Genomic DNA, 11,619 nt, shown 5'->3' with positions numbered 1-11,619 from the left:
CGTGGCTGATCGCGCAGTTCCCCGCGCCCCTTCGGGGTGTGTCGAGCGGGTCCGTTCCTTCACCGGGACGGGCCCGCTTCGCGTTGTTGAGAGGATGCACGGGTGAGTGACGAGGTAGCGGACGGGTTCGTGCGGGTGCGGCTCGATCTGTCGTACGACGGCAAGGACTTCTCCGGGTGGGCCAAGCAGCTCCGGCAGGAGACCAGGACGGTGCAGGGCGAGATCGAGAGCGCGCTGCGGACGGTGACGCGGTCGGCCGAGACCTACCAGCTGACGGTGGCCGGGCGCACGGACGCCGGGGTGCACGCACGCGGACAGGTGGCCCATGTGGACCTGCCCGGCGAACTGTGGGCGGAGCACCGCGAGCGGCTGCTGCGCCGGCTGGCCGGGCGGCTGCCGCACGATGTGCGGGTCTGGCGGGTGGCCGAGGCGCCCAGCGGGTTCAACGCGCGCTTCTCCGCCGTGTGGCGGCGCTACGCCTACCGCGTGACCGACCACCCGGGCGGTGTCGACCCGCTGTTGCGGGGTCATGTCCTGTGGCACGACTGGCCGTTGGACGTCGACGCGATGAACGAGGCGGCCGGCCGACTGCTCGGGGAGCACGACTTCGCGGCGTACTGCAAGAAGCGTGAGGGCGCGACGACGATCCGCACGCTCCAGGAGCTGAGCCTCGTGCGCGGCGACGACGGCATCGTCACCGCGACCGTGAAGGCCGACGCGTTCTGCCACAACATGGTGCGCTCGCTGATCGGCGCGCTGCTGTTCGTCGGCGACGGGCACCGGCCGAGCGACTGGCCGGGCAAGGTGCTCGCCGCCGGGGTGCGCGACTCGGCCGTGCACGTGGTGCGGCCGCACGGTCTGACGCTGGAGGAAGTCGGTTACCCGGCCGACGCGTTGCTCGCCGCGCGCAGCAAGGAGGCGCGCAACAAGCGGACCCTGCCGGGCGCCGGCTGCTGCTGATGCCCCGTCATGACGGCTGCTGTCAGCCGGCGGTGGCCGCGGCCGAGGCCTGGGTCTGGCCGCGCCGCTGGATCTGCTGGAACGTGTAGGCGCGCAGGTCGTCGCCGAGGGTGAACAGGGTCTTGTCCTGCTTGGTGGCGTCCTTGCCGTTCGTGAGACCGCCGTTGGTGAAGTAGACGTAGCGGCCGACCGAGTTGGAGGTCTGGCGGCAGACCGTGGTGCGGCAGAACGTGGGCACGCCGGAGCCGGGCAGCGAGACCACGGCGCCCTTCAGCTTGTACTCGGCGGCGGCCTTGGCGGCCTTCGCCTTGGTGTCGAAGACGGCCACGCCGACGGTCACCGCGGAGTCGCCCTTGGTGTAGGTGGCGCGGATCATCTGCGTGCAGCCGTTGTTCTTCAGTACGCCCGTCAGGGCGCCCTGCGCCGCCGAGGAGCACTTCGCCGTGTGGGTCGAGGCGCCCTTCTTGTAGACGGCGCCTCCGGTCGTCACGGAGGCGCCGGGGAAGAGGGTGTCCTCGTTCAGCGGCGCCTTGTCCTTGGCGGCGCTGTCGATGAAGTCGTTCGGGTCGAGCGGCGGCGGCGGGGTCGTCGCCTCGAAGGACGGGCCCGGCGTCCTTCCCTCGCTCGGGATGTCGGCGGTGCTGGGCAGCTGGTCGGCCGGCTTGCCGGCCGCCTCGCTGTCCTTGTTCGCCGAGACGATGCCCCATGCGACGACGGAGCCGACCGCGAGGGTGGCCACGACGGCGCCGCCGATCATCAGCCAGCGGCGCTTGCGGGCGCGGGCCTCGGAGGCCTCGGCGAGGGCGGCCCAGTCCGGGGTGGATCCGTTGTCGTCGGGGCCCCACGGGGCTCCCCCTTGCCCGAAACTCATGCGCGCATCTTAGGACGCCCGGGCCGCGGGCCGTCCCCGGGTCGGTGGTTACCGGCCGACGGCCGGTGGGAGGGGCGCGCCCGCGGCGCGGCCGCGACCGTCAACGTACGGGCCTCCGGGGGAACGTGACCTACCGTTATCCGAATGAACCAGGGCACATCACCCATGTCGCGGCGGCTGCTGTTGCCCGCTTCCCCGCTCGGCTGGGCCGCGCTGGCGGTGGTGCTCGTCGCCGTCCCCCTGCACGCCTCCCTGCGCAGCGTCGCGGGCGGCATGGACAACGGGATCGTCGTGCACGCCGCGCGGGTGTGGCTCGACGGGGGATCGCCGTACGCGGATCCGCACTTCCTGTACTTCCCGAGCGCCGTGCTCGCCGCCGTACCGCAGGCGCTGCTGCCGGCCGGGGTGCTGCGCTGGACCGTCCCGGCGCTGGTGACCTGCGGGCTCGTCGCCGGGTGGGCGGCGGCGCTGCGGCTGCACGGGGTGCCGTGGCGCAGCCGCCTCGCGGTCGGCGGGCTGCTCGCGCTCGTGCTCGGGTTCGCGCCCTTCGCCCATCTCGTCGCCCTCGGGAACTGGACCGTGACGGCGGCCGTCGCCCTGCCCTGCGCGCTGCTGCTCGCCGCGCGCGACCGCTGGACGGCGGCGGGGCTCGTGCTCGGCGCGGCGCTCGCGCTCAAGCCGCTGCTCGCGCCGGTCGCCCTGCTGTTCGTGCTCGCCCGGCGCGGGCCCGCTCTGGCGGCGGTGGTCCTGGTGCCGGTCGTGGCCTCGCTCGGGGCGGCGCTGGCCATGCCGGACCCGGCGGGCTTCGTCACGCGGACGCTGCCCTTTCTGCTGCGCGGCGACGACGGCTTCGTACGGCTCTACGAGGCCTCGCCCGGGGCGGTGCTCGCGCGGCTCGGCCTCCCGGCGCCCGCCGCGACCGGGATCGCGCTGGCGGGGGCGGCGGCCGGGCTGTGGTGCGCGTGGCGGCGCTGGGCGAGCGGGGCGAGCGCGGTGAGCCGGGCGGGCGGGGGAAGCGGCGACGGGGACGCGGCCCGGATCTCCGAGACGGCGGCGCTCCTGATGCTGTCCGCCTTCCTCGTCTCCCGGCCCTCGTACGACCACTACCTCTTGGTGGCGGTGCCGCTCCTGGTCGCCGGGGCGACGGCGGTGGGCGCCCCGGCGGGCGGCGGCTGGTTCTGGCTGGCGCTGCTGCCGCAGGTGCCGGGGCTCGCCTGGCCCTGGCTGGACACGGAGGTGCGCCGGGCCTTCCTGGACTGTGCGACGCTGTGCGGGCTCGTCGCGGCCGTCGGGCTGCGGGGCGCGGCCCGCGCCCCGGCGGCCCCGGACCCCTCCGGAGCGGCCGGTCCTGCCGCGGTCCCGGGCTCCCGGGACGAGCACGTTTTGACCCGTCCGGGGCGCCGCGGGTATTCTGCCTAGTCGTTATGTGTATGGGCGTGCTCATTCTCGTGTGAGAGGCCCTGCACGGGTTCCCTGGAGCAGTTACCAGTGGGCGGCATACGGGCGCTGAACCCGGCACTGTCGTCCCCAGCTGCACGATCGCTTCAGTGATGCCATTTTCAGCACCCATCCACTGAAGAAGAAGGCTGCTAAGTGCGTACGTACAGCCCTAAGCCCGGCGATGTGACTCGCCAGTGGCACGTCATCGACGCGCAGGACATCGTCCTGGGCCGTCTGGCCACCACTGCCGCGACCCTCCTCCGTGGCAAGCACAAGCCGACCTATGCTCCGCACATGGACATGGGCGACTTCGTCGTCATCATCAACGCCGACAAGGTTCACCTGTCGGGCAACAAGAAGACCCAGAAGATGGCGTACCGCCACTCCGGCTACCCGGGTGGTCTGCGCTCCGTCCGCTACGACGAGCTTCTGGAGAAGAACCCCGAGAAGGCCGTCGAGAAGGCCATCAAGGGCATGCTTCCGAAGAACACGCTCGGCCGTCAGATGCTCTCGAAGCTGAAGGTCTACTCGGGCGACCAGCACCCGCACGCTGCCCAGCAGCCGGTGCCGTTCGAGATCACCCAGGTCGCGCAGTAGTTCCGGCCACACCCCCAAAGACAGAAAAGAATCTGAGGAGCATCGTGGCCGAGACCACCGCCGAGACGCCGGTCGAAGAGATCGTCGACGTCGAGAGCTACACCACCGAGTCGGACGCGCCCGTCGAGGGCGAGTACACCTCGGAGTCCAACCCCGCCCGCTTCGGTGACCCGCAGCCGGCCGCCGGCCTGGGCCGTCGCAAGAACGCCATCGCGCGTGTGCGCATCGTGCCCGGCACGGGCAAGTGGAAGGTCAACGGGCGCACGCTCGAGGACTACTTCCCGAACAAGGTCCACCAGCAGGAAGTCAACGAGCCCTTCAAGGTGCTCGAGCTCGACGGCCGCTACGACGTCATCGCCCGCATCTCGGGTGGCGGCGTCTCCGGCCAGGCCGGTGCCCTGCGTCTGGGCGTCGCCCGCGCGCTGAACGAGGCCGACGTGGACAACAACCGTCCCGCGCTCAAGAAGGCCGGTTACCTCAAGCGTGACGACCGTGCGGTCGAGCGCAAGAAGGCCGGTCTCAAGAAGGCCCGCAAGGCCCCGCAGTACAGCAAGCGCTAAATCTGCTGCCTGCTTGTTTTTCCCGTTCGCCCCGGCGGCACCTTCCGTGCCGCCGGGGCGTTCGGCTTATGAACGACTTGACGTTGTGGAGGACACCAAGGTGGGACGACTCTTCGGCACGGACGGCGTGCGCGGTGTCGCAGGCGTGGACCTGACGGCCGAGCTCGCGCTCGGGCTCTCCGTCGCCGCCGCGCACGTACTGGGCGAGGCGGGCAGCTTCGAGGGGCACCGTCCGGTGGCCGTGGTCGGCCGCGACCCGCGCGCCTCGGGCGAGTTCCTGGAGGCGGCCGTCGTGGCCGGTCTGGCCAGCGCGGGCGTCGACGTCCTGCGCGTCGGTGTGCTGCCCACCCCCGCGGTGGCGTATCTCACCGGTGCGCTGGGAGCCGACCTCGGCGTGATGCTCTCCGCGAGCCACAACGCGATGCCGGACAACGGGCTCAAGTTCCTCGCCCGCGGCGGCCACAAGCTGGACGACGCCCTCGAGGACCGCATCGAGTCCGTGTACGAGGAGCACCGCACCGGTGCGCCCTGGGACCGGCCCACCGGCGCCGGCGTCGGCCGGGTGAAGTCCTACGACGAGGGCCTCGACCAGTACATCGCCCACCTCGTCGGCGTCCTGCCGAACCGCCTCGACGGGCTGAAGATCGTCCTCGACGAGGCGCACGGTGCCGCGTCGCGGGTCTCCCCGGAGGCGTTCACCCGGGCCGGTGCCGAGATCGTCACGATCGGCGCCGAACCCGACGGGCTGAACATCAACGACGGGTGCGGCTCCACCCACCTCGACCTGCTGAAGGCTGCGGTCGTCGCGCACGGCGCGGACTTCGGCATCGCGCACGACGGCGACGCCGACCGCTGCCTCGCCGTGGACCACACGGGCTCCGAGGTCGACGGCGACCAGATCATGGCCGTCCTCGCCCTCTCCCTGCGCGAGCGGGGCGCGCTGCGCTCGGACACGCTCGTGGCGACCGTCATGTCGAACCTGGGGCTGAAGCTGGCCATGGAGCGCGAGGGCATCCACCTCGTGCAGACGGCGGTCGGCGACCGGTACGTCCTGGAGAGCATGAAGGAGCACGGGTTCGCGCTCGGCGGCGAGCAGTCCGGGCACGTCATCGTGCTCGACCACGCGACGACGGGCGACGGGACGCTGACCGGCCTGCTGCTCGCGGCGCGCGTCGCGCAGACGGGCCGCAGCCTCCAGGAGCTCGCGGCCGTCATGGACCGGCTGCCGCAGGTGCTCATCAATGTGCCGGACGTCGACAAGTCGCGGGTGGGCACGTCCCAGCCGCTGGCCACGGCCGTCTCGGACGCGGAGGCGGAGCTCGGCGAGACCGGCCGGGTGCTGCTGCGGCCCTCCGGGACCGAGCCGCTGGTGCGGGTCATGGTCGAGGCCGCGGACATCGAGCAGGCCCGGGCCGTCGCGGGGCGCCTCGCGGACGCCGTGAAGTCGGCGCTCGGCTAGGACCGGTACCGACGGGTCCTCGCCCAGAACAGCTTCTGGGCGAGGAGGGTCAGGGTGCCCGCCAGGACGATGCCCAGCAGGTTCAGCAGGAGCTGCTGGGTGGAGCCCCAGGTCTGGTGGACGTCGCGGTAGCCCAGGGCCACCGCGGCGTTCGCGGCCGCCGGGACCGTCGTCACGGAGATCGCGACGCCGACCATCGCGCCCGACTTCGTCGAGGTGAGCGACAGGACGCCGGCGACGCCCGCGAGGACCGCCACGACGAACGAGAACCAGTCGGGGGCGTAGATGAACCCGGTGTTCGGCCGGGCCGCCTCCAGCTGCTCCTCGCTGAAGAGGTTCACCGCGTCCATGAAGAACGCGAACCCTACGGTGACCGCCATCGCCACCGCGAAGCCGACGAGCAGCGCGCTCAGGGAGCGCAGCGCGAGCCGCGGGGCCCGCTGGACCAGGGCCGTGCAGAGGCCGGCCAGCGGGCCGAACTCCGGGCCGACGGCCATCGCGCCGACGATCAGGATGGCGTTGTCGAGGACGACGCCGCACGCCGCGATCATCGTGGCGAGGGTGAGGAACGCCAGGTAGGTGGCGCTGAGCGTCGACTCCTCGTGCGTGGCGTCCGTCAGCTGGGCCCACAGCACCGCGTCCGCGCCCTCGCCCGGCGCGTCGTCCTCCGCCCGGTCGGCCCGCGCGGACAGGGTCAGGTCGATGCTCTCGACGGCGATCGAGCCCGTGGTGTCGATGCCGAGCGCGCGCAGCCCGGTGAGGAGCCCGTCGCCGGCCTCGCGGGCGACGTCGCACATGACGACGTCCCCGGCCGGGTCCCGGGCCGCGCCGGGCAGCACCACGAGGTGTGTGGTGCCGACGGTCTCCTCGACGAGCCGCACCACGTCCTCGGTGGCGGCGGCCGGTGTGATCAGGCGCAGATGCAGCATGCGCGTACGGTAGCGGCCGCCGCCGCGGCTCTCAGAGTTTGCGCAGCCGCAGCCGCTGGACCTTGTGGTCGGGGCCCTTGCGGATGACGAGACCGGCACGGCCGCGGGTCGGCGCCACGTTCTCCAGCAGGTTGGGCTTGTTGACGGTGCGCCAGGTCGTGCGCGCGTAGTCGAGCGCCTCCTCCTGCGACACCTGGGTGTACTTGCGGAAGTACGAGGACGGGTCCTGGAAGGCCGTCGCGCGCAGCTTCAGGAAGCGGTTGAGGTACCAGCGCTCGATGTCCTCGGCCTTCGCGTCCACGTACACGCTGAAGTCGAAGTAGTCGGCGAGGCCGACGCGGGTGCGGCCGTCCTTGCCGGGCAGTGCGGGCTGCAGCACGTTGATGCCCTCGACGATGAGGATGTCGGGGCGGCGCACGGTCAGCTTCCGGCCGGGCACGATGTCGTAGATCAGGTGGGAGTAGACGGGGGCGGTGACCTCGTCCTTGCCCGCCTTGATGTCGGCGACGAAGCGGGTCAGGGCGCGGCGGTCGTAGGACTCCGGGAAGCCCTTCCTGGCCATCAGGCCGCGCGCCTCGAGCTCCTTGGTGGGCAGCAGGAAGCCGTCGGTGGTGACGCGCTCGACGCGCGGGTGCTCGGGCCAGCGCGAGAGCAGCGCCTGGAGCAGGCGGGCGACGGTGGACTTGCCGACGGCGACGGAGCCGGCGACCCCTATGACGAAGGGCGTGCCGGACTGGGTGCCCTTCTCGCCGAGGAACGTGTTGAGCGCGCCGCGCAGTCCGTCGGTGGCGCCGACGTACAGGTTGAGCAGGCGGGACAGCGGCAGGTAGATGTCGCGGACCTCGTCGAGGTCGATGACGTCGCCGAGGCCGCGCAGCCGCTCGAGTTCCTCGGCGGTCAGCGGCAGCGGCGTCTTGTCGCGCAGGGCGCTCCATTCACTGCGGGTGAGGTCGACGTAGGGAGTCGCCTCCGGCCGTTGCCGGTGGGCGCTCCGGGAGGTCGCGGATCGTGGAGCCGGGGGCTCGGATACCGGAGAGATCACAGTTCATTGTTACGGCTGTGTGGCGAGATCGGAGGGTGGGCTCCGTCACGCCCCGCTGTGAACAGCAAGGTCACGAGATTCCGACAGGTATGGACCTCTTGTGAACATGCCGATAAGTTTCGGACACCTGTGTGTGTCCTGTGGGGCTGCGCGGGGAGGGAGGGGAGCCCGTGATGAGTACGTTTCGCATGCCTGGAATCGTCCAGGAGGGCGGCTTCGGCCGTGTGCGTCGCCTGTGGGGGGCGAGTCGGAAGGCCGGAGTGCCGGTGGTGCCGCAGGGACAGGGGGAGCGGCCGGAGCAGGAGAGCCGGGCGAAGCCCGGGAAGCGGCGCCGCGGCGCCGCGCAGGCCGCGCGGCAGGCGTGGGCCGGGCGGGTGCTCAGCGAGCTGGCCGAGGAGCTGCCGGACGAGGACATCGGGGAGCACCTCGACGACTGCCTGGACTTCTACCGCCGGGGCAGCAGGCAGCCCTGCGAGGAGAGCGAGTACCTCGAGATGCTGCGGGACGCGCAGGAACGGATGGAGTCGGGGTACTGAGGCGAGGAGCCGGACAGCCCTAGGCTGCCGCCTATGTGCGGAATTGTGGGATACGTAGGGTCACAGTCGGCGCTGGACGTGGTGCTGGCCGGTCTGCGGAGGCTGGAGTACCGGGGGTACGACTCCGCCGGTGCGGCCGTGCTCGCGGACGGGTCGCTCGCCGCGGCCAAGAAGGCCGGCAAACTCGCCAACCTGGAGAAGGAGCTGGTGGACCGGCCGCTGCCGACCGGCGCCACCGGCATCGGACACACCCGCTGGGCCACCCACGGCGGCCCCACCGACGCCAACGCGCACCCGCATCTCGACAACGCGGGCCGTGTCGCCGTCGTGCACAACGGCATCATCGAGAACTTCGCCGCGCTGCGCGACGAGCTGGCCGGCCGCGGGCACGCGCTCGCGTCCGACACCGACACCGAGGTCGTGTCCCATCTGCTCGCCGAGGAGTACTCGGCGAGCGGTGACCTGGCGGAGGCGATGCGCCTGGTGTGCCGCCGGCTGGAGGGCGCGTTCACCCTGGTCGCGGTGCACGCGGACGAGCCCGACCTGGTCGTGGGCGCGCGCCGCAACTCGCCGCTCGTCGTGGGCGTGGGGGAGGGCGAGGCGTTCCTGGCCTCGGACGTCTCCGCGTTCATCGCGCACACCCGCGCGGCGATCGAACTCGGCCAGGACCAGGTCGTCGAGCTGCGCCGGGACGCGGTGACCGTCACCGACTTCGACGGGCGGCCCGCCGAGGTGCGGCACTACCACGTCGACTGGGACGCGTCCGCCGCCGAGAAGGGCGGCTACGCGTCCTTCATGCTCAAGGAGATCGCCGCGCAGCCGAAGGCCGTCGCCGACACCCTGCTCGGCCGGATCGGCGCCGAGGGCCAGCTCACGCTGGACGAGCTCCGGATCCCGCCGCAGGTGCTCAAGATGGTCGACAAGGTCGTGATCGTGGCCTGCGGGACGGCGTTCCACGCGGGCCTCATCGCCAAGTACGCCATCGAGCACTGGACGCGCATCCCGTGCGAGGTGGAGCTGGCCAGCGAGTTCCGCTACCGGGACCCGATCCTGGACGCCCGCTCGCTCGTCATCGCCATCTCGCAGTCCGGCGAGACGATGGACACGCTGATGGCGCTGCGGCACGCCCGCGAGCAGGGCGCCACGGTGCTCGCCATCTGCAACACGAACGGGTCGACGATCCCGCGCGAGTCCGATGCCGTCCTCTACACGCACGCCGGGCCCGAGGTGGCCGTCGCGTCCACCAAGGCGTTCCTCACCCAGCTCGTGGCCTGCTACCTGGTGGCGCTCTACCTGGGGCAGGTGCGCGGCACGAAGTGGGCCGACGAGATCCTCGCGGTCGTCCGGGACCTGGCCCGGATCGGCGAGGAGGTCGAGCGGGTCCTGCGGACGATGGAGCCCGTGCGCGAGCTCGCGCGCTCCCTCGCCGCGCACGACACCGTGCTGTTCCTGGGCCGGCACGTCGGCTACCCGGTCGCTCTGGAGGGGGCGCTCAAGCTCAAGGAGCTGGCGTACATGCACGCCGAGGGCTTCGCGGCCGGTGAGCTCAAGCACGGGCCGATCGCGCTGGTCGAGGAGGGCCTGCCGGTCGTCGTGGTCGTGCCGTCGCCGCGCGGGCGCTCCGTGCTGCACGACAAGATCGTCTCCAACATCCAGGAGATCCGGGCCCGGGGCGCCCGCACCATCGTGATCGCGGAGGAGGGCGACGAGGCGGTCGTCCCGTACGCCGACCACCTGGTCCGGGTCCCGGTGACGCCGACGCTGCTCCAGCCGCTGGTCGCGACGGTGCCGCTGCAGGTGTTCGCCTGCGAGCTGGCGACGGCCCGCGGCAACGAGGTGGACCAGCCGCGCAACCTGGCCAAGTCCGTCACGGTGGAGTGAGCGGTCCCGGGCCCGTTCCGTAGGGTGCTCGGCATGAGCATCATCGGGGTCGGTATCGACGTGGCCGAGATCGAGCGGTTCGCCGCGTCGCTGGAGCGGACGCCCGGTCTTGCCGGGCGTCTGTTCCTGCCGGACGAGCTGCTGCTGCCGAGCGGGGAGCGGCGCGGGGCGGCGTCGCTGGCCGCTCGGTTCGCGGCGAAGGAGGCCGTGGCCAAGGCGCTGGGCGCGCCGGGCGGGCTGCACTGGACCGATGCGGAGGTCTGGGTCGAGGAGAGCGGGCAGCCGCGGGTGCGGGTGACCGGGACGGTGGCCGCGCGGGCGGCGGCGCTCGGGGTGACCTCGTTCCACGTGTCGCTCAGCCACGACGCGGGGGTGGCGTCGGCGGTGGTGGTGGCCGAGGGGTGACCGGTGCGGGGCGCACCGGTGGGGTGCGGTGCCGTCGCCGGGTGCGGCCCGGTGGGGCCTCTCGCGCGGTTCCCCGCGCCCCTGGAACACGCCCTGGCCGCGCTCAACGCGCACCCGGCGGTGCGGCCTCCTCGCGGACGTCGCGCCAGGCCGCCGGGATCGCCGCCGCCACGTCCTGCGCGGACACCGGCGCCCCCCGGGCGGCGAGCCGCGCGGCCAGTCCGTGGACGTGGGCGCCCGCCGACGCCGCGTCCCGGGCGGTGAGCCCCGCCGCCAGGAGGGACCCGGCCAGGCCCGACAGGACGTCGCCGCTGCCGGCCGTGGCCAGCCAGGGGGTGCCGGTCGGGTTCACCCGGACCGGGGTGCCGGAACCCGGGTCGGCGACGAGCGTCGTCGAGCCCTTGAGGAGCACCGTCGCCCCGTAGCGCTGCGCCAGTTCCCGTACCGCCCACAGGCGCCGCGCCTCCACCTCGGCGCGCTCGGTGCCGAGCAGGGCCGCGGCCTCTCCGGCGTGCGGGGTGAGCAGGGTCGGGGCCGTCCGGCCGCGCACCGCGTCCCGGTCCGCGAGCCGCAGCCCGTCGGCGTCGATGAGGACGGGGACGTCCGCGGCCAGGACGTCGGCGAGGCCCGAGGCGTCCTCGCCGAGGCCGGGGCCGACCACCCAGGCCTGCACGCGGCCCGCCTTCCGCGGCGGGCCCGCGGAGACGAGCGTCTCGGGGAAGCGGGCCAGGACCGCGTCCGCCGCGGGGCCCACGTAGCGCACCGCGCCCGCGCCGCCGTGCAGGGCACCCGCGACCGCGAGGACCGCGGCGCCGGGGTAGCGCGCCGATCCGGCGACGACGCCGAGGACGCCCCGCCGGTACTTGTCGCTCTCGCCGGCCGGCTCGGGCAGCAGCTCCGCGACGTCCGCGTACTGGAACGACTCGGCCGCCGCGCCGC

12 protein-coding genes are annotated in these 11,619 nt (G+C 72.9%); 8 read left to right on the top strand and 4 right to left on the bottom strand.

The genetic code is table 11. The features are described from left to right. Positions 1-102: 102 nt before the first annotated feature. On the top strand, positions 103-960 hold the full coding sequence (gene truA, locus GTW43_RS08405) for a tRNA pseudouridine(38-40) synthase TruA (protein ID WP_161301002.1): 858 nt from the start codon (positions 103-105) through the stop codon (positions 958-960). Between the two features lie 22 nt (positions 961-982). Here truA and GTW43_RS08400 read toward each other — a convergent pair whose 3' ends face one another. Further along, complete coding sequence (locus GTW43_RS08400) at positions 983-1,831, bottom strand: hypothetical protein (protein WP_161301001.1); 849 nt, start codon at positions 1,829-1,831, stop codon at positions 983-985. A 144-nt stretch (positions 1,832-1,975) separates the two neighbouring features. Here GTW43_RS08400 and GTW43_RS08395 point away from each other — a divergent pair, with 144 nt between their 5' ends. The 4 genes from GTW43_RS08395 (at position 1,976) to glmM (ending at position 5,887) form a co-directional block, all read left to right on the top strand. Further along, positions 1,976-3,250 carry a glycosyltransferase 87 family protein gene (locus GTW43_RS08395; RefSeq protein ID WP_161301000.1) on the top strand — a complete coding sequence of 425 codons (1,275 nt, stop codon included), beginning with the start codon at positions 1,976-1,978 and terminating at the stop codon, positions 3,248-3,250. Between the two features lie 174 nt (positions 3,251-3,424). Continuing rightward, positions 3,425-3,868, top strand: coding sequence for a 50S ribosomal protein L13 (rplM, locus tag GTW43_RS08390; RefSeq protein WP_161300999.1), 444 nt, complete (start codon positions 3,425-3,427; stop codon positions 3,866-3,868). A gap of 44 nt (positions 3,869-3,912) precedes the next feature. Beyond that, on the top strand, positions 3,913-4,428 hold the full coding sequence (rpsI, locus tag GTW43_RS08385) for a 30S ribosomal protein S9 (RefSeq protein WP_111663862.1): 516 nt from the start codon (positions 3,913-3,915) through the stop codon (positions 4,426-4,428). A gap of 100 nt (positions 4,429-4,528) precedes the next feature. Continuing rightward, positions 4,529-5,887: a phosphoglucosamine mutase gene (gene glmM / locus GTW43_RS08380; RefSeq protein ID WP_161300998.1), complete on the top strand. Its 1,359-nt coding sequence runs from the start codon at positions 4,529-4,531 to the stop codon at positions 5,885-5,887. Here glmM and GTW43_RS08375 read toward each other — a convergent pair. Next, positions 5,884-6,816: a DUF389 domain-containing protein gene (locus GTW43_RS08375; RefSeq protein ID WP_161300997.1), complete on the bottom strand. Its 933-nt coding sequence runs from the start codon at positions 6,814-6,816 to the stop codon at positions 5,884-5,886. The genes glmM and GTW43_RS08375 overlap by 4 nt on opposite strands. Before the next feature lie 31 nt (positions 6,817-6,847). Next, a complete protein-coding gene (gene coaA / locus GTW43_RS08370) occupies positions 6,848-7,855 on the bottom strand; it encodes a type I pantothenate kinase (protein WP_161301004.1) in 1,008 nt (335 codons plus the stop codon). Between the two features lie 191 nt (positions 7,856-8,046). On the opposite strand from coaA, the gene GTW43_RS08365 reads away from it, so the two are divergent. Genes GTW43_RS08365 through GTW43_RS08355 form a run of 3 tightly spaced genes read left to right on the top strand, consistent with a single transcriptional unit; the run spans position 8,047 to position 10,680 of the window. Next, on the top strand, positions 8,047-8,394 hold the full coding sequence (locus GTW43_RS08365) for a hypothetical protein (RefSeq protein ID WP_237536473.1): 348 nt from the start codon (positions 8,047-8,049) through the stop codon (positions 8,392-8,394). 33 nt (positions 8,395-8,427) lie between these two features. Continuing rightward, the gene (gene glmS, locus GTW43_RS08360; protein WP_161300996.1) at positions 8,428-10,275 is read left to right on the top strand and encodes a glutamine--fructose-6-phosphate transaminase (isomerizing); all 1,848 of its coding nucleotides are present in this window, start codon (positions 8,428-8,430) and stop codon (positions 10,273-10,275) included. Positions 10,276-10,308: 33 nt separating this feature from the next. Further along, positions 10,309-10,680 (top strand): holo-ACP synthase, encoded by a 372-nt coding sequence (locus GTW43_RS08355; RefSeq protein ID WP_161300995.1) that lies wholly within the window; start codon positions 10,309-10,311, stop codon positions 10,678-10,680. Positions 10,681-10,783: 103 nt separating this feature from the next. Here GTW43_RS08355 and GTW43_RS08350 read toward each other — a convergent pair. Further along, on the bottom strand, positions 10,784-11,619 hold an 836-nt coding region (locus GTW43_RS08350), incomplete at its 5' end, for an NAD(P)H-hydrate dehydratase (protein WP_161300994.1).

The sequence above is a fragment of the Streptomyces sp. SID5785 genome (assembly GCF_009870065.1).
Taxonomy (GTDB): Bacteria; Actinomycetota; Actinomycetes; order Streptomycetales; family Streptomycetaceae; genus Streptomyces.
Note: the sequence above shows the minus strand (reverse complement) of the source record. Positions and strands in the feature narration are given on the sequence as shown.